19 protein-coding genes, 1 tRNA gene and 1 riboswitch are annotated in these 21,865 nt (G+C 71.6%); of the genes, 10 read left to right on the forward strand and 10 right to left on the reverse strand.

Annotated features, from left to right (window positions below; genetic code table 11):
• Positions 1–49 precede the first annotated feature (49 nt).
• Positions 50–907 (reverse strand): DeoR/GlpR family DNA-binding transcription regulator, encoded by an 858-nt coding sequence (locus tag BH708_RS08825; RefSeq protein WP_083713405.1) that lies wholly within the window; start codon positions 905–907, stop codon positions 50–52.
• A gap of 163 nt (positions 908–1,070) precedes the next feature.
• On the opposite strand from BH708_RS08825, the gene BH708_RS08830 reads away from it, so the two are divergent.
• Positions 1,071–1,274 (forward strand): antitoxin, encoded by a 204-nt coding sequence (locus BH708_RS08830; RefSeq protein ID WP_076808195.1) that lies wholly within the window; start codon positions 1,071–1,073, stop codon positions 1,272–1,274.
• Positions 1,275–1,777: 503 nt separating this feature from the next.
• Here BH708_RS08830 and BH708_RS08835 read toward each other — a convergent pair.
• Complete coding sequence (locus BH708_RS08835) at positions 1,778–2,491, reverse strand: copper resistance CopC family protein (protein WP_076808196.1); 714 nt, start codon at positions 2,489–2,491, stop codon at positions 1,778–1,780.
• 61 nt (positions 2,492–2,552) lie between these two features.
• Positions 2,553–4,040, reverse strand: coding sequence for a nitrilase-related carbon-nitrogen hydrolase (locus BH708_RS08840; RefSeq protein WP_076808198.1), 1,488 nt, complete (start codon positions 4,038–4,040; stop codon positions 2,553–2,555).
• 76 nt (positions 4,041–4,116) lie between these two features.
• Here BH708_RS08840 and BH708_RS08845 point away from each other — a divergent pair.
• A tRNA-Arg gene (locus BH708_RS08845) sits at positions 4,117–4,189 on the forward strand.
• A gap of 204 nt (positions 4,190–4,393) precedes the next feature.
• Here BH708_RS08845 and BH708_RS08850 read toward each other — a convergent pair.
• Positions 4,394–5,704, reverse strand: a complete 1,311-nt coding sequence (locus tag BH708_RS08850; RefSeq protein WP_076808199.1) for a DUF2252 domain-containing protein — start codon at positions 5,702–5,704, stop codon at positions 4,394–4,396.
• A gap of 87 nt (positions 5,705–5,791) precedes the next feature.
• Here BH708_RS08850 and BH708_RS08855 point away from each other — a divergent pair, with 87 nt between their 5' ends.
• Positions 5,792–7,915, forward strand: a complete 2,124-nt coding sequence (locus BH708_RS08855) for an alpha/beta fold hydrolase (RefSeq protein ID WP_083713901.1) — start codon at positions 5,792–5,794, stop codon at positions 7,913–7,915.
• Positions 7,916–7,997: 82 nt separating this feature from the next.
• Here BH708_RS08855 and BH708_RS08860 read toward each other — a convergent pair whose 3' ends face one another.
• A complete protein-coding gene (locus BH708_RS08860) occupies positions 7,998–9,461 on the reverse strand; it encodes a SulP family inorganic anion transporter (protein ID WP_076808201.1) in 1,464 nt (487 codons plus the stop codon).
• A gap of 155 nt (positions 9,462–9,616) precedes the next feature.
• Here BH708_RS08860 and BH708_RS08865 point away from each other — a divergent pair, with 155 nt between their 5' ends.
• On the forward strand, positions 9,617–9,898 hold the full coding sequence (locus BH708_RS08865; RefSeq protein ID WP_076808202.1) for a hypothetical protein: 282 nt from the start codon (positions 9,617–9,619) through the stop codon (positions 9,896–9,898).
• 164 nt (positions 9,899–10,062) lie between these two features.
• On the forward strand, positions 10,063–10,275 hold the full coding sequence (locus tag BH708_RS08870) for a hypothetical protein (protein WP_076808204.1): 213 nt from the start codon (positions 10,063–10,065) through the stop codon (positions 10,273–10,275).
• A 131-nt stretch (positions 10,276–10,406) separates the two neighbouring features.
• Here the strand turns inward: BH708_RS08870 and thiD are convergent, their stop codons facing one another.
• From thiD to thiM, 3 genes are all read right to left on the reverse strand, one after another.
• The gene (gene thiD / locus BH708_RS08875; RefSeq protein WP_076808206.1) at positions 10,407–11,453 is read right to left on the reverse strand and encodes a bifunctional hydroxymethylpyrimidine kinase/phosphomethylpyrimidine kinase; all 1,047 of its coding nucleotides are present in this window, start codon (positions 11,451–11,453) and stop codon (positions 10,407–10,409) included.
• Complete coding sequence (thiE, locus tag BH708_RS08880; protein WP_083713407.1) at positions 11,446–12,171, reverse strand: thiamine phosphate synthase; 726 nt, start codon at positions 12,169–12,171, stop codon at positions 11,446–11,448. Before thiE ends, thiD begins: the two co-directional genes overlap by 8 nt.
• A complete protein-coding gene (gene thiM / locus BH708_RS08885) occupies positions 12,168–13,007 on the reverse strand; it encodes a hydroxyethylthiazole kinase (RefSeq protein ID WP_076808207.1) in 840 nt (279 codons plus the stop codon). Before thiM ends, thiE begins: the two co-directional genes overlap by 4 nt.
• A riboswitch (TPP riboswitch) is annotated at positions 12,999–13,096 on the reverse strand. Its footprint overlaps the gene before it by 9 nt.
• A gap of 436 nt (positions 13,097–13,532) precedes the next feature.
• Between thiM and BH708_RS08890 the strand changes: the two genes are divergently transcribed.
• The 5 genes from BH708_RS08890 to BH708_RS08910 all read left to right on the forward strand — a co-directional run bounded on the left by BH708_RS08890 (position 13,533) and on the right by BH708_RS08910 (position 19,337).
• On the forward strand, positions 13,533–14,789 hold the full coding sequence (locus tag BH708_RS08890) for a calcium:proton antiporter (protein WP_076808209.1): 1,257 nt from the start codon (positions 13,533–13,535) through the stop codon (positions 14,787–14,789).
• Positions 14,790–14,890: 101 nt separating this feature from the next.
• Positions 14,891–15,640, forward strand: coding sequence for a dienelactone hydrolase family protein (locus BH708_RS08895; protein WP_076808211.1), 750 nt, complete (start codon positions 14,891–14,893; stop codon positions 15,638–15,640).
• Positions 15,641–16,121: 481 nt separating this feature from the next.
• Complete coding sequence (locus BH708_RS08900; protein WP_083713408.1) at positions 16,122–17,411, forward strand: glycine betaine/L-proline ABC transporter ATP-binding protein; 1,290 nt, start codon at positions 16,122–16,124, stop codon at positions 17,409–17,411.
• Positions 17,408–18,307, forward strand: a complete 900-nt coding sequence (locus BH708_RS08905) for a proline/glycine betaine ABC transporter permease (protein ID WP_076808213.1) — start codon at positions 17,408–17,410, stop codon at positions 18,305–18,307. Before BH708_RS08900 ends, BH708_RS08905 begins: the two co-directional genes overlap by 4 nt.
• A gap of 82 nt (positions 18,308–18,389) precedes the next feature.
• Positions 18,390–19,337, forward strand: a complete 948-nt coding sequence (locus BH708_RS08910; RefSeq protein WP_076808215.1) for a glycine betaine ABC transporter substrate-binding protein — start codon at positions 18,390–18,392, stop codon at positions 19,335–19,337.
• A gap of 113 nt (positions 19,338–19,450) precedes the next feature.
• On the opposite strand, the gene BH708_RS08915 is transcribed toward BH708_RS08910, so the two are convergent.
• Positions 19,451–20,566, reverse strand: coding sequence for a Gfo/Idh/MocA family protein (locus BH708_RS08915; protein WP_076808217.1), 1,116 nt, complete (start codon positions 20,564–20,566; stop codon positions 19,451–19,453).
• A 64-nt stretch (positions 20,567–20,630) separates the two neighbouring features.
• On the reverse strand, positions 20,631–21,827 hold the full coding sequence (locus BH708_RS08920; protein WP_076808218.1) for an ROK family protein: 1,197 nt from the start codon (positions 21,825–21,827) through the stop codon (positions 20,631–20,633).
• Positions 21,828–21,865: the final 38 nt, after the last annotated feature.

Consider the following 21,865-nt stretch of genomic DNA (forward strand, 5'->3'; position numbering starts at 1 on the left):
CGCGGCCCGACCTCGTGCAGGCGTGCCGCAGGTGGGGCGACCGTCCTGCTCACACCTCGTGCAGGGTCACGGAGGCTTCCTCAAGGTGGGTCCTGAGCTCGTCGGGCACGGGGCCGGGGATGATCAGATCGGTGAGCACGGAGACCGGGCAGATGCCCGCCAGGGCGCGGTGGCCGAGCTTGTCCGGGGTCGCCAGGCCCACCACTCGGCGGGCATGCCCGATCATGATCCGAGTGACCCCTGCTTCGGCGTCGGAGTTGCAGGTCAGACCCGCGGCGACGTCGAGCCCGACGGTGCCGACGAACATGGTGTCCAGCCACAGGTCGCGCATGGTCGCCGTCGCCAGCGGGCCGGTGAGCTCGAAGGAGTAGGGCTCGGCGACACCGCCGAGCACGACCGTGCGCACCGATGGGCGCAGCACCGCCTCGGTCGCGATGTTCAGCGCGGCGCACACCACCGTCAGACCGGGCGAGCCGTCGCGGGAGTCGAGATCTCCCCGCGCCACCGCCCGCCGGGCGGTGGACGTGGTGGTGCGCCCGCCGTTGAAGCCGATGATCTGCCCCGGCTGCACCAGGGAGGCGGCACGGTCGGAGACACGCTCGCGGAAGGCCGACCCCTCGTCCGTGCTGCGCGGCACGGTGGCCAGCGAGTAGGCGACGTCGACGGCGACGATCCCGCCGTGGGTGCGACGGGCGAGCTGCGCCCGCTCCATCTCCATGAAGTCGCGCCGCACGGTGGACTCGCTGATCCCGAGCTCCCGCGCGACCTCCGCGACGCTCAGGCGTTTGGTTGTCGACAGCAGCGTCAGGACATGGTCCCAGCGCGCCGAGCGGTCCCGGGGCGTACGGGACGCCGGCTCGCCGGCCACGCCGGGCTTCTCGTCAGCTTCGGAATTATGCACAGTCACGCAGCCAGTATTGCGCGGCTGGTCACGTTATGCAGCGATAGCGGTCAGCAATCGTCAGATGAGCCCATATGTCCAGGTCACATTTGAGTCTCGGCGAGAAGCCGTCGTATGTTGACGGCGTCGCCCTGGACGGGGCGGTTCCGCGAACGAAAGGACACCGATCATGGGTTTCGATGACGCGCTGAACAAGGCCAAGGACTTCGCCGGGGAGAACTCGGAGCAGGTCGATCAGGGGATCGACGCCGCGACCGAGCAGATCAAGGAACGTACTCCGGATTCGGTTGACGAGCACGTCGACTCCGGCGCTGACGCCGCCCGCGAGCAGTTCGGGCTCGGCGGCGGCGAGGGGGAGGAAGGGGGCAACTGAGCTCGCCTCCCCTCTGACGTCGAACGGCCCCCGATGCTCCGGCATCGGGGGCCGCTTCGCATGTCAGCGCCCGACGCGTGTCGAGGCGAGCACGGCGGGTCACCCACTGTCCACCTGGTCGCCCGCAGTACGCCTGATCACCACAGCCCACCTGGGCACCCACAGCCCACCTGGTCACCCACAGCACGCCTGGTCGTGTACTGGCGCTCCAGCGAGTGTCCTGCCTATATGGGCACCGTGCACGCTATGTCGCCAGTAGCCGACCGCTCCCCCTCACCGCTCCCAGCCCACCTGGTCACCCGCAGCACGCCTGATCGCCCCCCGCACGCCTGGTCACCACAGCACACCTGGGCACCCACTGCCCACCTGGTCACCCGCAGCACGCCTGGTCGTGTACTGGCGCTCCAGCGAGTGTCCTGCCTATATGGGCACCGTGCACGCTATGTCGCCAGTAGCCGACCGCTCCCCCTCACCGCTCCCGGAGGACATCGCCCCCGCGGGTCTCAGCGACGCTTGCGCAGGGTGAAGAAGGCGGCGATCGCGACACCCACCACGGCCACCCCGACGATGCCGAGCAGCAGGGGCATCGCCGAGCTCTCGGAGCCGGTGTCCTCGCTGGCAGAGCCCTCGGAGGAGGTATCACCCCCGGAGGCTCCCCCGCCGTCGCCGGCCTCGGCCGAGCCGCCGGCGTCGGACGCGGTGCTCGAGGCGGACTCCTCTGCTCCCCCGGCATCGCTCGCCTCGGCTCCGCCGTCGTCGCCGGCCCCGGACTCCTCGTCGCTCGGGGCAGCCGCCCCGGCGGCGTCCTGCTCGACGTCGAAGGTGAAGCTGCCCTCGATCGGGTGGCCATCGCTGGAGACCACGCGCCACTGGACGGTGTAGGTCCCGGCGGCCAGCGGCTCCTCGAGCTCGGCGGTCACGGTCGGCCCGTCGACGGTGGGCGTCACCTCGGCGAGGGTGTCCCCGTCCTCGTCGTCGATCCGCACCACCGGGCTCACCTCGAGGATGTCCGCCGAGTAGGTCAGCGTGAGCGCCTCGGGCGAGGTCTCGAGCGTCTCGCCGTCGGACGGATCGGTCTCGATCAAGGTGTCGTGCGCGTGCGCCGGCAGCGGGAGCAGCGTCAGGACGCCGAGTGTCAGGGCGGCGGCGAGCGCGAGCAGCGCGGTGGGACGGCTGGGGCGGCTGGGACGGCTGGTCAGAGAGGTCGCAGTGGTCACTCCAGCAGGCTACGCCAGCTGGTCGGAGCCGATCCTGGAGGGTGAGGGAGATCGCAGACGCTCACGGCTCGGGCAGCTCGACGGCATGCGTGAGGACCGGCAGGGCCTCGCGGGCGGCCTCGATCTCGGCGAGGTCGAGGTCGACCAGCAGCATCCCGGGTTCACGTGCGAGTTCCTGGCGGATCTGCCCGAGTGGACCGACGACGGCGCTCTGGCCGATTCCCCGGGGCGCCCGGCCGCGATGCTCGGGCGGCGGCGCCTGGTCGGCGGCGAGGACCACGGTCGTCGAATCCAGCGCCCGGGCCCTCAGCAGCAGTCGCAGCTGCTCGGACTTGGTGGGGCCGTCGCCCCAGGCCATCGGCAGCAGGACGGCGTGTGCTCCGCGGCGGGCCAGCGCCGTGAACTGCTCGGGGAAGCGCACGTCGTAGCAGGTGGCGAGTCCGAGGCGGGCACCGTCGAGGTCGACCATGAGCAGCTGGTCGCCGGGGGCGACGGTGTCGGACTCGCGGACGCCGTAGGCGTCGAAGAGGTGGATCTTGCGGTACTCGGCGGAGAGGGCGTCGGCGTCCCGATCGACGCTTTCGGCGCTGCTGTCGCGGCTGCTCGAGCGGACGCGCACGGGGCCGCGCACGATCACGGTGTTGTGCACCCTCTCGCCGTCGGCCGGGGTGAAGGATCCGGCGACCACCACGAGATCGTGGGTGGTGGCGAGCTCCTGGATCAGGTGGGCGAAGTCTTCGTGGCGGGTCTCGGCGGCTGCGCGCAGGTCGGTGCCGAAGGGGGTCAGGGTGGCCTCGGGCAGCAGCACGAGCCGGGCACCGGCATCGGCCGCCTCCGCCACGGCCCGGCGGACGGTCCCTGCCGTGGTCCCGGAGTCCTCGCTGACCTCGATCTGGGCCAGGGCGATGCGAGGGCCGGCGGCGCGGCGCACCTGCTCGAGGGCGTCGGGGGTGTCGATGTCCGCGCCCTCCGCTCCGGCGGCCCGGCGGGCGACCAGCTCGTCGTCGTCGAGCTGGGCATACAGGCGACGCAGGCTGAGATCGGCCCAGCCGCCGCCGGGATGCTCGACGTCGGCGAGGGCGCGGCGCAGGCGCTCCAGCGGCCAGGCGGCGCAGAGGAATTGGACGTGACCGTCCTCGGCGGTCAGCGCAGCCACCGTCTGCTCGGCTCGGCTGGTCGCAGCGAGGGCGGCGAGGGTCTCGCGGCGCAGCAGCGGCATGTCCCCGCCGAGCACCAGCACCGTGGTCTCGGCCGGAGCATCCTCGAGGTCGGCGACGCCGCGCTCGAGCGCGGCCAGCGGGCCGGAGCGCGGCGGGTCCTCGAGGACGAAGCGGGCGCCGTGGCGCTCGGCGAGCGCGTCCCCGTCGGTCCCGCCGGGGCCGACGACGACGCGTCGGTCGGCCGGGGCGACACGCAGCACGCGCTCGAGCGCGGTGGCCCCGGCAATGGGCAGCCGGGTCTTGTCCTCCCCGCCCATGCGGGCAGCAGCCCCGCCGGCCAGGATAATCGCGGCGGTGGTGGCGGTTCTCTCGTGCTGCGAGCTCGACATGGAGCGATCCTCCCACGGGGCGCTAGGATGTCGGCGGTCCGTGGGACGCACCATGGCGTCGTCCGGGAACCGATCGGCCCCCGTAGCTCAGGGGATAGAGCACCGCTCTCCTAAAGCGGGTGTCGCGCGTTCGAATCGCGCCGGGGGCACGCAGGCGCGGGACATCGCAGGACATGGTGTTCGGCGCGCCAGGAACGCGACCGCTGCTCGCCTCGCATCGCGACCACTGCTCGCATCGCAGTGCGAGGTCTTCCCCGTGCTCATCGAGCTGCGCGGCGAGCCGCAGCATCATCGGTCGGCACTCGCGGGCTCCGAGACGGCTCCGGACGCCCGCTTCGAACGCCTCGCGGATGTCAGATCGCGGTGACGGCTCCGAATGCACCCGCCCGGAAGGCGTTGACGAACCGCCGATGATCGGCGCGGGTCGTCACCGCATACGTCATCGCGAAGTCCTGCACCCATTCGACGAAGTCGTCCTCCGATCCCTGCACGGCGGCGGCCACGTGGTCTTCCACCTGGACATCGACGACGCTGTCCTCGGCATCGGCATCCGCCACGCAGTGCACCTTGGCCGTCGCCCGACCCAGGTCGGCCACCAGCGGCCCGATGTCCTCCGGTTCGACGAGGTCCTTCCAGGGCAGCTCCAGCTCGTACGGCGAGACCTCGCGCACCACGAATCCGGTGCCGTCGAGTTCGGTCCATCCGAGGAACGGGTCCGCGTGCGCCTGGAGGGCGCGCTGTGACATCGCCGCGCGGTGACCCTGGTGCTCGAAGGCCTCGGCGAGCCGGGGGTCCCGGACCACAGCGCTGGGAGCGGGGACGTTGCCCTCCTTCATGCTGAGCAGGACATCGTTCTCCAGCGCCTGGCTGTGCCCCTCGATGAGCAGACTGTACGTCGTCAATCCGGCGCTGCCGATACCCAGTCCGCTGCGGGCGACGACGTCCTTGACGGTGTAGGCGACGTCGCGGTCCAGCCGCTTGTCCTCGGGGATCGTGGACAGGTACCGGTCATAAGCCTCGGCGAGCCGTTCCCGCTCCGCGGCCTCGAGCGGACGGCTGTCGGCATCGCGGCGGAACGAGCGCGAATGGTCGACGTCCGCGGTCTCCCGATCGAGCAACCCGATCCGGGTGGAGGCCTGTGCCGCTCGGAGAGTGGCCAACACCGTGCCCTCGGCGTTGTCGATGTTCAGCGACCACGCCAGGTCGTCGTCCGCCTCGACGTAGTGGCGGACCTGATCGAGATAGGCGCGCACGTAGCGCTCCACGATCGTCCGGATCACGTCATCAGGGAAGGCGCGGCGCCAGCCCAACAGGGCCAGACTGGTCGCACAGCGCAGGAGATCCCAGGTGAAGTGACCCAGATACGCCTCATCGAAGTCGTTGACGTCGAAGACGAGGACGCCTCGGTCATCCATGTAGGTGCCGAAGTTCTCCGCGTGCAGGTCCCCGTGGATCCACGCCCGGGAGGTCACGTCGTCCACCCAGGGATCCTCGAGCTCCGCGACGTCATCGTAGAAGAGCCCCGCCGAACCCCGGTAGAACGCGAACGGGTCCACTGCCATCTTCCGGAAGCGGCGCCTGAAGGCCAGCGGATTGCGGGACATCAGGTCCGAGAAGTCTCGTTCCAGGAGATGGACGATCCGGTCGGCGCGTTCCTCGCTCATGGAGCCGAGGCTAGCGAACGGGGCTGGACCCGACCTCACCGTCGTATGCGCGGGGCGTGAACCCGGAGCGCACGATAGCGTGTGGCGATGCCCCGCCCTGCCACGCATCAAGAGGCCGCTGCTCCCGTCGATCCGGCCGAGCCCTCGAGCACCGGTTTCTCCGACTTCTCCGACATCGACGGCTTCCTGCGGATCCCGCGCCTCACCTCCCTGGCCGCCGGCCCCGACGGCCGCGCGGTCGCGGCGATCCAGGAGGCCGATGAGCACGGCGCGAAGCTCGTCTCCTCGCTCTGGGAGCTCGATCCCGAGGGCGAACGAGCTGCCCGCCGCCTGACCTTCTCCGCACAGGGCGAGAGCTCCCCGCACTTCGCCCCGGATGGTTCGCTGCTGTTCAGCTCCGCCCGTGCGGATCCCTGCGGCGATGCCGAGGAGGACACCTCAGCGATCTGGCGCCTGCCGCGCACCGGCGAGGCCGAGGTCGTCGCCTCCGCGCCCGGCGGGCTCGCGCTGCTCTCGGTGGCCGACGACGGCACGATGCTCGCAGCGACCTCCGTGCTGCCGGGCGGGCCCCTCGAGGACGACGCCGAGCGTCGGAAGGCCCGCGAGGACGCGAAACAGACCACCATCTGGCACACGGGCATGCCGATCCGGCAGTGGGACCACGAGATCGGGGACAGCAGCCGTCGCCTGGTCCTGGTCTCCCCGGGCGGCGACCTCACCGACCTCACCCCGGACGTCGGCACCGTGACCCTCTACGCGGCCTCCGCGGACCTCTCCCCCGACGGTGCCACGGTGGCGACCTCCTGGACCCAGCGCGTGCGCGGCGGGGAGACCCGCAGCTCGATCGTGCTGATCGACACTGCGACCCTGCGCCGCGTCGTGCTGCTGCAGGGCGATGACGAGACCCAGTACGACAGCCCGCTGTTCTCGCGGGACGGCCGCCGTCTGGCCGTGACCCGGTCGACCGCCTCGAGCCCGACGGACACCAGCTACAGCCGCCTGGCGATCCATCCGATCGGCGGTGGGGCACCGGTCACCGCACAGCTCGGCGACCTGAGCATCGGCGAGGTGGAATGGGCCGAGGACGGCACCCTCCTGGTGTCCGGCGACCTGCACTCCTCCGGGGCGATCCTCGCGATCGATCCAGCGACCGGCACGGCGCGCACGGTGGCGGCCGACGGGGTCTTCTCCGCCCTCGCCCCGGCGGCCGACGGCTCCCTGCTCGCGCTGCGCAGCGACATCGGGTCCGCGGCCCGGCCGCTGCGGATCGCGGCGGCGGACGTCGCATCCCAGCGGCCCGCCGACGCTGACCTGTCCACCGGCACCGCCCAGGAGCCGCCCACGTCGGGCCCCACCCGCGAGATGCCCGCCCCGGGCGCCGTCGCCGCGCTGCCCGGCACGCTGGAGTGGGTGACGACGGACGTGGACGGGATCAGCGTCGGGGGCTGGCTGTGCGTCCCGGCCTCAGCCTCGGCCACCTCCCCCGCGCCGGCGATGCTGTGGATCCACGGCGGTCCGCACGGGTCCTACAACGCCTGGAGCTGGCGCTGGTGCCCCTGGCTGGCGGTGGAGCGCGGCTACGCGGTGCTGATGCCGGATCCGGCGATGTCCACCGGCTACGGGGACGCGGGGCTGAACCGCGGCTGGCCGCGCCGACCCGACGTGGTCTTCGACGAATGCGAGAGGCTCTTCGACGCGGTGCTGGCCCGCCCGGAGCTCGACGGCACCCGCACCGCGATGCTCGGCGCATCGTTCGGCGGGTTCATGGCCAACTGGATCGCCGGGCACACGGACCGCTTCGATGCGATCGTCACGCACGCCGGACTGTGGGCGCTGGAGCAGCAGCACCGCACCACGGACGCCGCCGCGTCGAAGATGCGCGTGCACCGCCACGAGGACGAGGATCCGGACTGGTACCGCGCCTTCTCCCCGCATCGCGCCGCCGCGGCGATCACCACCCCGATGCTCATCACCCACGGCAACCGCGACTACCGGGTGCCGATCAGCGAGGCGCTGCGACTGTGGTGGGACCTGGTCTCGGGGTGGGACGGCCCACCACAGACGATGCCGCACCGTTTCCTGCAGCTGACCAGCGAGAGCCACTGGGTGTTGACCCCGTCGAACGCCCTGGCGTGGAACCGGGCCGTGCTCGCCTTCTGCGACCAGCACGTGCTCGGCGGCGACCCGGTCCCCGAGGTGCTGCCCTGGTGAACGCCCCCGGTCACCCGGCCCGTGATCGTTCAGGTGCCCTGCGCCGCGGTCTCCGCCGCGCTCGCGCGGCGGACGTCGTCGTTCAGTTCAGCGTGCCGGTGAGCCTGCCGTGGAAACGGGTCGAGTGCTCGTCCAGGCCCGTGAAGCGCACCTCGATGTCGTGGGCGGCGTACTTGGTCTGCACCGAGTCGAGCACGGCGACCGTGGAGGCATCCCAGATCTGCGCTGCGGCGAAGTCGACGGTGACCTGCGGCGGATCCTCCGCGTAGGAGAACTGCTCGACGAGGTCGTTGCTGCTGCCGAAGAACAGGGGGCCGCGCACCGTATAGGCGGCCGACTCCTCGTCGACGACCCGTTCGACCGTGGTCACATGCGCGACGCGCCGGGCGAACAGCACCATCGCCAGCACGGCCCCCGTCGCGACGCCGATCGCGAGGTTGTTCGTGGCAACCACGACGGCCACGGTCACGAGCATCACGCAGGTCTCCGACAGCGGCATCCGCTTCAGCGTCGCGGGACGCACGCTATGGAAGTCCACGGTGGACAGGGCCACCACCATCATGACGGCGGCGAGCGCAGCCATGGGGATCTGCTCCATGAGATCAGACAGCGCGGTGACCAGCACCAGCAGGAGCACTCCGGCGATGAACGTGGAGATCCTGGTGCGGGCGCGGCCGAGCTTCACGTTCACGACGGTCTGGCCGATCATGGCGCAGCCGGCGATGCCGCCCCAGAACCCGGCGAGGATGTTCGCGGTGCCGAGCGCCCAGGACTCCCGTCCCTTGTGCGAGGTCGTCTCGGTGATGTCGTCGACGAGCTTCGCGGTCAGCAGCGTCTCCATGAGACCCACGAATGCGACGCTGAGCGCCGTCGGCCCGATGATCCGCAGCGTCTCGAGGCTCAGCGGGACCTGGAGCTGGGTGATCCCGGGCAGCCCGCCGGCGACCTCGCCCTGATCGCCGACGTTCGGGACGCTCAGGTGAGCGATCATCGCGATCGCCGTCACCGCGATGATCGCCACCAGCGGTGCCGGAACGGCCTTGGTCAGCCGCGGGAGCACGAGCACGATGACGAGTGTGAGGACGAACAGCGGGTACACCGCCCGCGGCACGTCGAGGACATGGTGCAGCTGCGCGGTGAAGATGAGGATGCCCAGGGAGTTGACGAAGCCGATCATCACCGAGCGGGGGATGAAACGCATGATCCGGGCCAGCCCCGTGACCCCGAAGACGATCTGGATGATGCCAGCCAGGATCACGGTGGGCAGGAGGTATTCGACCCCGTGGGTGTGCACCAGAGGTGCGACCACGAGCGCGACGGCGCCGGCCGCCGCAGTGATCATCGCGGGTCGCCCGCCGAGGATCGACATCGACACGGCGAGCACGACCGAGGCGATCAGGCTGACCTTCGGGTCGACCCCCGCGATCACCGAGAAGGAGATCACCTCGGGGATGAGAGCGAGGGTGGTCACGGCCCCTGCGAGCACCTCGGTGGTGAGCAAGCGCGGGCGACGCAAGGCCTGGAGAGTCGTGGGGGGAGCGGTCACGCAGGGATATTACGGGACCATCGGTCCCCCGGGTCGTGGCGTGGGACTCGACCCGACCGCTCGGCATGCCCGCGGTCGGGCGTCGGGGCTACGCTTTCACCACCGTGCCCTGCTCGCGTATCGCGCCTGCCGGGCCCCGACCGGACAGAGGACGTATGACTCCCCGCACGCGCCGCCGCTTCGACGCCACCTGGCTCCCCTTCGGCATGATGGTCGGCTTCGTGGTCGGGATCGGCACCGCGCTCGCGGTCACCGACAATCTGCTGGTGGGTGCGGTGGTCGGGTTCCTGATCGGGGGCGCCCTCGGGGTAGTGCTCGGGCTGCGTCCGCGCGATACGTCCACGGCCGACGAGGACGCCGAGGACGACCGCTACCGCGCCGCGCACGGTGATCCGACACTCCGCCGGGACGGCGACGAGACCGACGACGAGAGCTGAGCGTCGCCGCACAGCGCCGATCACCGATCGATCCTCCCCACACCACGGCCGTCCACAGTTCTTTGAGGTGCCGTACCGCGAAATCCGAGGTCGTGGTGCCATGGTGGTCCTCACCTGGCCAGGACGGGCCAGCGATCATCGTCTGACGTCTCCAGGAGGATCCGATGAAGGTCACCGACACTCATGGCGCCGCGGCCGGCCACTTCGACTATCTCGAGGCCGAGACCGCGCCGCAGACCATTCCCGCCGACGTCCATGACTTCCCCGCAGCAAGCACCGAGCACCTGGTCGATCTGGTCGAGACGACCGGCTCCCGCCCGGCGGTCACCGGTCCCGTCCGCATCGGCGCGGAGCCTCTCGCCGCACGCAGCGCCTGAGACCCGCGCCCCGGGACCCTGCCATCGCGGCCCCGCGCCCGGGCACGGCCCTCGGCGCGGAACCCGGGCCGGAGTCGCCGTGCCCGGCGTCGTGACCGACGGCGCGCTCGTCGGCATGTCCGAGCGCGCGCTCAGTCCCGGTCCGGGCGACGGGCGATGGTCACCAGGTGATCGACCGGGCCGTGCCCGTCCTGCGGGGTGAAGGAGAGCTGCTGCTCGGCCCCGCCGCGCAGCGCACGCTGCAGGAAATCGCGGGCGGCCGCGATCGCCGCGAGGTCATCGCCCCGCCAGCGGGCCGGACCCCGCTCACCCGCCGAGCCCCGCACCGCGGCCGACCCCTGCTCGTCGGGCCCGCACAGCTCGTCCGCCGCATCCTGCGTGGTCGCGAGCCGCCTCAGCGATCCGGCGACGGGATTCCGCGCGACGGCGAGGCGGGCGTACTGGGCGGCGATCGCCGCGGAGAGGGTGCACCCGGTGCCATGCGTCGCTCGTGTGCGCACGCGCTCGCCCCGCAGCAGGTCGATGCCCCCGGGATGAGCGACCACATCGACGATCTCGTCGCCCGCGCGATGGCCGCCCTTGAGGACCACGACGTCGACGCCGACACCCCGCAGCTGCTCGGCCTGCTCGCACATGGCCTCGACATCGGTGGCTTCCGGGACTCCCAGCAGCCGTGCGGCCTCCGGCAGGTTGGGGGTGACCACATCCGCCAGCGGCAGCAGCCGCTCGCGCAGCAGATCCGTCGCGATATCGGGCAGCAGCACGTCTCCGCTGGTGGCGACCATGACGGGGTCGAGCACGAGGCGGCCGAGATCCTCCCTCCGGCTCTCGAGGGTCTCCGCCACGGCGGCGATCACCTCGGCGGAGGCGAGCATCCCGATCTTCGTCGCATCCAGCGGGATGTCGTCGAGCACACTGGTGATCTGCCGCGCGACGTCCCGCGGGGCGACCGGGATCACGGCCTGCACTCCGAGGGTGTTCTGCGCGGTCAGCGCCGTGATCGCCGAGGTGCCGTAGACGCCGAGAGCGGTGAAGGTCTTCAGATCGGCCTGGATGCCGGCGCCCCCACCGGAGTCGGAGCCGGCGATGGTCAGCGACGTGGGCGGTCGCATGACGGGGCGCTCCGGGGACGGGGACGATTCCTGGGGCGGGGCGGTCGCGCCGGGTGCGTCATCCACGACGGATCCCCTCCTCGAACGCGGCGAGCAGCTCGGCGGCCGCCCGCTCCGGGTCCGTCGCCGCGGCGATGCGCGAGACGACGCAGACGCCTTCGATGCCGGTGGCCGCCAGCTGCCCGGCCAGCACGGCATCGATCCCGCCGATGGCCACGGCGCGCGGAAGGTCTCGACCCTGCGCTCCAGCCGTCCGACGGGCCGCGGCCCACGGGGCGAGGCAGGCGGCCAGCCCCTCGAGGCCGAGCGGTGCGGCGGCGTCGGTCTTGGTGTCGGTGGCGCGGATCGGGCCGATGCCGAGCATGTCGGCCGACCCGTCGGCCAGCGCCTCCTCCACCTGGTCGGGAGTCCCGGCGGACACGCCGATCATGAGGTCCTCGCCGAGGATCTCGCGGGCACGGGAGGGCGGCACGTCGTCCTGGCCCACATGGAGGTGGCAGCGGGTCTGCTCGGCGACGGTGAGCCGGTCGTCGACCACCAGCGGGATCTGCGCCGCACGGGGCCCGAGCTCTGCCCGGAGCACCTCGCGACACTCGCGGACCAGCGCCACCAGGTCGGCATCGGTGGCGTTCTTGTCCCGCAGCTGGATCATGCCCGCCCCGCCGCGGACGGCTGCCAGCACCACAGCAGGCACGGCGTCGATCCCGCCGGACAGCTCCGAGTCGGTGACGTGGTAGAGACGCAGGTCGGTGGCGTGGGCTGCGCGCAAAGAGGGTCGCATCATGCCGTCGCTCCGGCCGGGCCCTCCTGGATCTGCACCAGGGTCACGACATCCTCGGGAGTGAGGGTGTCCAGGGCGTCGAGCCAGGCGACGGCGAAAGTTCCGACGCCGCGGGCCTCGCGGGCGGCGACGGTGCCGGCGGCGCCGAGCAGGGCGTGGGCGGCCAGCACCGCGTCGTGCGCGGTGAGGTCGCTGCCGCGGAGGGCGCCGAGCAACGCCGCGCAGACCGCGCCGAGGGAGCAGCCGGTCCCGATCACGCGGGGCATCAGGGCGTCCCCACTGGTGAGGACCGTGGAGCGGTCGGCGGAGAGGATCGCGTCGCGCTCCCCGGAGACGGCGATCACGGCGCCGCTGCGGCGGGCGAGATCACCGCCGGCGCGCAGGACGCCCTCGACGGAATCGGTGGCGTCGACGCCACGGCCGCCGGCGCTATCGCCCGCCAGGGCGGCGATCTCGGAGGCATTGCCGCGGATCGCGGTGGGTCCGAGGGCCAGCAGCTCGTGGGCGAGCGGGGTGCGCACGGGCAGGGAGCCGACGGCGACCGGGTCCAGCACCCACGGTGTGCCGGCCTCCGCGGCGGCGCGGGCCGTTGCGGGCATCGCCGCAGCCTGGTCCGGGGACACGGTCCCCACGTTGATCAGCACTCCGTCGGCCGCGCCGGCGAAGACGGGCGCCTCCTGGGGATGGTCGACCATCGCCGGGGCGGCGCGGACGGCCAGCAGGACGTCCGCGGTGATCTGCTGGACCACGGTGTTGGTGAGGCACTGGACGAGGGGGTCGCGTTCGCGCAGGACCTCGAGGGCGTGCCGGAGTCGGATGCCGGGCGTGCTGGCAGTCATGGGTGACGATCCCTTCGCAGGCGTTGACCAGGGCAGGTTCGACGGGTGTGCTCTCAGCCGTCACCTCGACGGCACCCCGTGTCACTGGTCGGCGACTCTAGCAGCAGCCCGATACCTGCCGACCCCCGGCACGGGACCGCCCGGTCGTCGACCGGTGTGCCGACCGGCGTGCCGCGTGGGGCCGAGCGGTTCCTGCCCGGGTGTCGACCGGATCCCGGCCCCTACCGGTCGGGCGCCACCCGTGAACACATGACGCTTCCTTGACCTTTTTTTGACTATTTGACAGGCTGTCCCGAGTGCCCGCACACCACGGGACCGAAGACGTCTGTCAGGGGACCTCGGCGCGGTCCGGTCACACGACCGGCCGCGCCGCGGTGACGGTCAGGTCGCTCACCAGCGCTTCCCCGCTCCGTCCCCGGTCGCTTACCGTGGGAGCCGCGCCGCCCTCGGACCGGTGGCGCCGTGGCCGGGACGACCCGGCCGACGGGACCCCGGCGAGGACGGCCTCGGAACAGGACGCCACCCATGCCGTCACCCGACCGCTCCTCCGCTCCCACCGGTCGCACCCTCATCGCCGCGATCCTCACCCGGGACGCGCTCTCCCGCCTCGTGCTCGGCTGGGCCTCCGTCGCCGCCCTCACCGCGCTCGCCCCGGATCCGGGGACGTCCTCCGGCACGGTCCTGCTCCTGCTGCTGGCCGCGATCGTGGCGGTCATCATCGTCGCCGCGGGCGGCGTCGTGCAGCAGGCCGAGGCTCTCGCGCGCCGGCTCGGCGACCCCTACGGCACCCTCGTGCTGACGCTGTCCATCGTGGTGATCGAGGTGGTGCTGATCGCCGCCGTGATGCTCGGGCCCGGCGAGCACACCACCATCGCCCGGGACTCCGTGATGGCGGTCTCGATGATCATCCTGAACCTGGCGCTCGGGATCTGCGTGCTGGTGGCCGGCATCCGCCACGGCGACCTGCGGGCGAACCGCGTGGGTGCCTCGACCTACCTGGTGCTGCTCGTCGCCCTCGGCGGTCTCGTCTTCGCCCTGCCGGCGCTGATCGGCCGCGGCGGATCGTTCACCACGGTCCAGGCTGTCGTGGTGGTCGTGGTGGTCGTGACGCTGTACGGGTTCTTCCTGTGGCGGCAGGCCGGGGCACAGGCCGGGGATTTCCAGGAGATCGAGGTGCCCGTCGGCACCGCATCGCCGCGCACCACCGCGTCGCCGGCCCGCCGCGGCACAGCCTCGCCGGCCCGCCGCGGCACAGCCTCGTCGGCCCCGGCCGGCGCCGAGCCCTCCGCCTCGGACGCCGCCGGGATCACGCAGGTGCTCGCGACCCATCGCGCCGAGCTGCTGTCCCGGACGGCCGTGCTGGTCGCCACCGTGCTGCCGATCGTGCTGCTCTCCCATCACATGGCGTCCCTGCTGGACGAGGGCCTCGCGCGGCTCGGGGCTCCCGCAGCGCTCGGCGGGGTGCTCATCGCGATGATCGTGTTCACCCCGGAGACGATCACCGCGGTCCGGGCGGCGCTGGGCGGGGAGATCCAGCGGGTGGTGAACCTGTGCCATGGCGCCCTGGTCTCGACCTACGCCCTGACGATCCCCACCGTGCTGGTGATCTCGCTGCTCACAGGTCAGCAGGTGGTCTTCGCCGAGTCCGGTGCGAACCTGCTGCTGCTCGGGGCGACCTTCGCGGTCTCGGCGATCTCGGTCGCCGCCGAACGCGTCACCGCCGTGCACGGCGCCGTCCACCTCCTGCTGTTCGTGCTCTACGCGCTCGCACTGTTCGCCTGACCCCTTCCTCCCCGCGCGGGAGCGAGAACCGGGCGACCGCCGCACGTCGCCGAGGATCGGCCGACGCCGCGCGACGGGAAGCACCCGGCTACGCTCGAGGGATGAGTGCGACGACGTCTCAGATCCCCACCGATGCCGGTGACCTGCCCGGGCTGCTCTGGCTCCCCGAGAACCTCGAGCAGCCGGTGCCCGGCCTCGTGGTGCTGCAGGAGATCTTCGGACTGTCCCCGTACATGCAGCAGCGCTGCGCGGATCTCGCGGCCCTCGGGTATGCGGTCCTCGCCCCGCAGCTGTTCGCGCGCCTTGACCCACCGGTCGTGGGCGTGGAGGACGGGGACGACGCCGAGGCCTGGCTCGCCGAGGGCATGGCCCTGGCCGAGCGCCTGCCGTGGGAGCGCGCCGAGGCCGACGCCCTCGCCTCCCTCAACGCGCTGCGGGCGCAGGGCGCCGTCGAGACCGAACGGGTCGGCGTGATCGGCTTCTGCTACGGGGGCGGCCTGGCCTTCGCGGCCACCGCTGCTGCGACGCTCGAGGGTCGCGCCCCCTCGGTGCTGGTGAGCTACTACGGCTCCGCGCTGCCCTCCCTGCTGGAGCAGGCGGCCCATGTGAGGGTGCCGAGCCTGCACCACATCGGCACCGCCGACGACTTCATCCCCCTCGGGACGGCCCAGCAGATCCGCGAGGCGGTCACCGCCGGCGGCACCCGGGACCAGGTGCGCTTCGAGCTCCACGAGGGCGCCGGCCACGCCTTCGACAACCCGCATCCCTTCGTGCATCACGCGCCCGCGTCCGAGGAGGCCTGGCAGCAGACGGTCGGCTTCCTCGCCGAGACCCTGCCGACGCGGCCCTGACCCGACGCTCCCGATCCCCGCCCCGCCCCACGCGCCATCGACCCGGCCCGCCGCCGACCCACCCCGGTCGGCCGGCCGCGAACGCCCGGCCCCATCGGGCCCCACCCCTCGACGACGCGGAAGCCCCTCGTCGACGACGTGCGCCAGGTCATCCCCGACCGCCCTGCGTGCCGCGGACATGCGCACGTGATCGAATAGTTATCTCCAGATTGTCGGACAGTCCGGACATCCGATCGGTGGTGCGAGCCCTGCGCTCGTCATCCCAGGCCATACGGCTTTCCAGAACGTCTCCGCTCTGCTATCACCCCCTCCCGGGCAACCCCCGTCAGGGGACAAAAGCCCTGTTCCTGGGCACGAACCATTTGCCGAGGCCCTGGGGAAGGGCGATCATGAGGTTCGGACCGGTGTCCTGCACGTCGGGGGAACAGGCAGAGAGGAGTCGGTCCGCACCTGCCGAACGTCCACCGACGAAGGAGCCCACGTGCCACCAGTCATCACCGCCGACGGCCTGTACAAGGTCTTCGGCCGACGGCCCGCCCGCGGAGTGGAAGCACTCCGGCAAGGCCGGGACCGCGCCGAACTGCGCGAGGAAGGCCTCACCGCTGCGGTGATCGATGCGAGTTTCAGCGTCGAGCCCGGTGAGAACTTCGTCGTCATGGGGCTGTCCGGATCCGGCAAGTCCACGCTGATCCGCATGGTCAACGGTCTGCTGCCCGCCAGCGCCGGCGAGCTGCGCATCGGCGACGAGGTGCTCTCGGCCATGTCCCCGGCGAAGGTGCGCCAGGTGCGTCGCGCCCGCATCTCCATGGTCTTCCAGCATTTCGCCCTGCTCCCTCATCGCACCGTCGGCGAGAACGCCGCCTACGGGCTCGAGGTCAGCGGCGTGAACCGGGCGGAGCGCCAGAAGAAGGCCGCCGACGCCCTCGAGATGGTCGGCCTGAAGGGCTGGGGCGGATATCGCCCGGACAACCTCTCCGGCGGCATGAAGCAGCGCGTGGGCCTGGCCCGCGCCCTGGCCGCCGGCACCGACATCATGCTCATGGACGAGGCCTTCTCCGCCCTGGATCCGCTGATCCGTCGCGACATGCAGGATCAGTTGATCGACCTCCAGCAGAAGCTGGAGAAGACGGTCCTGTTCATCACGCACGACCTCAACGAGGCCATGCGCATCGGCGATCGGATCGCCATGATGCGCGATGGACGGATCGAACAGATCGGCACCTCCGACGAGATCCTCAACGAGCCCGCCAACGACTACGTGGCCCGCTTCATCCAGGACGTCGACCGCTCCCGCGTGATGACCGCGGCGAACATCCTCGAGCGGCCCAGCGAGACGCTCGGCGAGGATCACGGCCCGCGCACCGCCCATCGCATGCTGCGCGAGACCCAGAACTCCTGGCTGGTCGCCCTGCACCGTGACCGCACCCCGCGCGGCGTCCTGTGGGAGGAGGACGTCGCCGAGGCGGTCAGCAGGGGACAGCAGCAGCTGCCCTGGCGGCCGGGACGCGAGATGCCTGTGGTCGCCCACGACACGCCGATCGCCGAGCTGTTCGCGCCCTCCGCCCAGTACGTCAATCCCCTGGTCGTCGTCGACGACGACGGAAAGTTCCTCGGCGTGATCCCGCGCGTGACGCTCCTGACCGCCGCTGGGACGGGGCACGAGGACGACGACGGCGCCGTCGATCTCGTCGGAGCACCGCCCGCGACGACGCCGGCCGGGACCGATGCCCCCGAAGACCTGACCCACGAGACCTTCGGAGGTGACCGATGAACCCGGACGAGGGCCTCTTCCCCCGTATCCCGATCGGCGATTGGGCCGAGAGCGGCATCGACTGGCTGAAGGAGAACGTCGCCTGGCTGTTCGACGCCTTCACCTGGTTGATGGAGACCCTGGTCGGGAACCTCACCGATGCGCTGCTGTTCCTGCCGGCCCTGGTGATGATCCCGCTGCTCGCGCTGCTCGCCTGGGTGGTGCGCTCCTGGCGCATGGCCATCGGCACCCTGGTGATGATGTTCCTGGTCGTCGCCATGGACCAATGGGTGGCGATGCTCCAGACGATGGCGCTGGTGATCGTGGCGACCGCATTCGCGGTGCTCATCGCCGTCCCGTTGGGCATCCTGGCCGCCATGAGCTCCACGGTGAGCGCCATCGTGAAACCGATCATGGACTTCATGCAGACGATGCCCGCCTTCGTCTACCTGATCCCCGCGGTCACCTTCTTCTCGATCGGCCTGGTGCCCGGTGTCTTCTCGACCATCATCTTCGCCCTGCCGCCCGGCGTGCGCATGACGGAGCTCGGCATCCGGCAGGTCGACGGCGAGACCGTCGAGGCCGGCGAGTCCTTCGGCGCCACGCGAGGGCAGATCCTCCGCGGCATCCAGCTGCCCCTGGCCGTCCCCACCATCATGGCGGGCGTCAACCAGGTGATCATGCTGGCCCTGTCGATGGCCGTGATCGCCGGCATGGCCGGGACCGACGGCTCCGGCAAGCTCGTGGTCCAGGCGATCTCGACCCTGGACCTGCCGCTCGGTGTCGAGGCCGGACTCGGCGTCGTCGCCCTCGCGGTCTTCCTGGACCGCGTCACCGCGGCGCTGGGCAACCCCGGCGACTACAAGGGCTCGCTGATCGCGACGTTCAAGCGGCGCCGCGCCGCCGCCACGGCCTGATTCCCCGTCGGGGACGGCGCGTCCGCACCGGTCCCGACATCGACCAGAACCACAGAAACACCCTTGGAAAGGATGTCTGATCATGACCAAGCGAAACTCGCTCTGGACCCCGAACTCCTCCGTCACCCGGCGCTCCGCCCTGGTGGGCGGCGCCGGCCTGATGGGACTGGGCCTGGCCGCCTGCGGCAGCGAGGGCGGCGGGGACGGCGGGAACGGCGGCGGTGGCGGCCCCGAGGGCAAGACCATCACGCTCGGCTACATCGCCTCCTGGACCGACGGGCTGTCGACCGCGTACCTGCTGGACAACCGTCTGACCGCCATGGGCTACACGGTCGAGCACGAGACCATCTCCGAGGCGGCGCTGCTGTACGCGGGTCTCGCGCAGGGCGACGTGAGCATGTACCCCTCGGCCTGGCCGGAGGTCACCCACGCCGACTACATGGACGAGTACGGCGAGGACATCGAGGACCTGGTCGCCTACTACGAGGGCGCGAAGCTCAACTTCTCCGTCCCCGAGTACGTGGATGACATCACGTCGATCGCGGACCTGAAGGGTCAGGCCGACCGCTTCGGCGGCAAGATCTACGGCATCGAGCCCGGCGCGGGCATCACCGCCGCCGCCCAGGACGACGTGATCCCGGGCTACGGGCTGGACGGCTTCGAGCTGGTCACCTCCTCCACCCCGGCGATGCTCACCGAGCTGCAGAACGCGATCGATGCCGAGGAGGACATCGTCGTGACCCTGTGGACCCCGTTCTGGGCGATGACGGCCTTCCCGGTCGTGCCCCTGGAGGATCCGGACGGCCTCTTCGGCGAGCCGGAGTCGCTGCACCACCTGGCCCACAAGGGCTTCTCCGACGAGAACCCGGAGGCGGCGGAGTGGATCGCTCAGGCGACGATGACCGACGAGGAGTTCGGCTCGCTCGAGGACATGGTCGTGAACCAGTTCGAGGAGGGCCAGGAGGCCGAGGCGGTGGAGAAGTGGCTCGAGGAGAACCCCGACGTCATGCCGCCGCTGCCGGGCGAGTGAGCCCCGGACGCTCACCGTCGACCCGCGCGGCGGTCTGAGCACCACGATCGACAGCACGCGGGACGGGCCGGTCACGACGACGTCGTGGCCGGCCCGTCCTCGCTTCTGGGCGCTCAGCGCTCGATACGCACCTCGGCCCCGGCCTTCGCGGACGCATAGCAGGCATCGATGACCTCGGCGCGGCGCAGGGCGAGCGAGCCGTCATGCGCCGTCCAGTCCCCGGAGCGGACCTTCTGCAGGAAGGATGCGACCGCGGCGGCATGACGCCCGTCCACCCCGACGGCGGGCTGCAGTTCGGCGGGGATGCCGGCGAGCTCCGTCCACACGGTGATGGTCTGGTTCCCGGGGGTGCCGCCCCATTCGATGGTGGCCCCGCCGTCGGCCCCGTAGAGGGTGACGTAGCAGAGATCCTCCGGGATCCACTGCGCCCAGCTGGACTCGAGCAGCAGGGTGCCGCCGCCGTCCAGGCGCAGGAAGGCGGTCGCGAGGTCCTCGACCTCGAAGGGGGCGCCCTCCTCCGCCTGCGAGATCCCGAAACCGGAGCCGCCCCGGCCCAGCGGGCCGAACTCGGCGTGGGTGGAGGCGGAAGCGGCGGTCACGGCCGGCTCCCCCAGCAGGTGCAGCGTCATGTCGAGCATGTGGATGCCGATGTCCATCATCGCGCCGCCGCCGGAGCTCTCGGCCTTGGTGAACCAGGTGCCGAGCCCCGGGATCCCGTGGCGGCGGATCCAGCCGGTCTTGGCGTAGTAGAGCTTGCCCAGCACCCCGGAGTCGACGACGTCCTTCAGCGCGGTGACGTCACCGCGCTGGCGATGGTTGAAGGACACGTCCAGCACGCGTCCCGCGCGCCGCGCGGCCTCGACCATCCCGGCCGCGGCCTCGGCGTTCTGGGCCATCGGCTTCTCGGTGATCACATGCACCCCGGCCTCGAGCGCGGCAGCGGCCATCGACGCGTGCAGGAACGTCGGGGTGGCGATGGAGACGACGTCGAGCTCGGCCTCGGCGAGCATCTGCTGCCAGTCGCGGTAGCGGCCCGGCACGTCGTGCTGGTCGCCGAACTGCGCCAGGAGGTGCTCCTCCATCGCGGAGAGCGCGGCCAGGTCGACCGTGGGGTCGGCGGCGTAGGCGGCCACGTGCTGCTGGCCGGCCCAGCCCAGCCCGATCACGCCGGCGCGCAGTCGTCGCGGGGTCTCCGGCGCTGCGTCGGCATTCTGCTGTGCTTCGGTCATCGTGCTGAGTCCTCTCGTCGGGGGTCGGTGCGCGGGCCGGGGAACCCCGGTCCGCGCGGATCATTCACTCGATCTGTCGCGGGGACGGGTCGAGGAGTTCCAGGGGATCGGCCCGCAGACGGGCCAGGGCGTGCTCGATCGCCCCGCGCACCACGACGTCGCGGCCCAACCGGCTCGGGACGATCTCCGGGAACGGGGCGCGCGCGATCTCGGGCAGCACGTCGCGGGTGCGGGCGAGCACGGGCTCCATCACGTCGGAGACGGCACCGGCCACGACGATCCGTTCGACACCGAGCAGGCTGACGAGGATCGCGGCGATGCGGGCGATCCGTTCGCCGATCCGGTCGAGCACGTCGCACGCGAGCTCGTCCCCCGAGGCCGCGGCGGAGAACACGTCCTCGGAGGTGAGCGCGTCGGAGGGGAGGGCGGCGAGGGACGAGCGGCAGTCGGCGCGATCCAAGCCCGCGAGGGATTCCAGAGCCCAGCGCCTCGCGAGCGAGGCCACGCCCTCGGCACCCAGATCGTCCTGGAGGATCGCGTCGAGGAACCGCATCTCGCCGGCACCGCCCCGGGCCCCGTGCAGCAGCCTCCCGTCGACGACGAGTCCGGCGCCGATGCGCTCCCCGGCCAGCAGCGCGACGAGGTTGTCGTCCGGGTGCACGGCATGCTCGGCGAGTGCGGTGAGGTTCGCGTCGTTCTCGACGAGAACGGTCCCCTCCAGGTGATCGGGGAAGTCCGAGTTCATGAGCCGCCAGAACGTGCCGACGTCCACCGGCGAGATCCCGCGCAGGTCCACCGGGGCGGGGATGCCGACGACGGTGAGCAGCGGCGGGCCGGTCGCCCCTGCCGCGGCCACCACGTCGGCCACCAGCTCCTGCACCGTGGCGATGCGCAGATCTCTGTCCACCGAATCCGCGTCGAGATCGCGGTGGGCGGCGGCGAGGACCTCTCCCTGGAGGTCGGCGGAGAGCGCACGGTAGCCGCTGCGCCCGGCATCGACGCCCACGATGATCCCGGCGTCACGGCGCAGGCGGTGCCGACGAGCGGGTCGGCCGCGGCTCGCGATCCCGGCGACCCGGCTGTCCTCGGTCTCCTCGAGCCAGCCGACACCCGCGAGCTCATCGCACAGACCCAGCACGGTGGCGCGCGTCAGTCCGGTGGCGGCCATCGCCTCGGCGGCGGTGAAGTGCTCGACCACGAAGGCATGGCGCAGCAGCGCCTGGATGTTCAGGCGACGCAGCACGCTCGTCGACATTCCCATGCGCACCTCCTTGACGCCCGTTGTGACGACCACCATAC

Source organism: Brachybacterium sp. P6-10-X1 (assembly GCF_001969445.1).
GTDB lineage: Bacteria > Actinomycetota > Actinomycetes > Actinomycetales > Dermabacteraceae > Brachybacterium.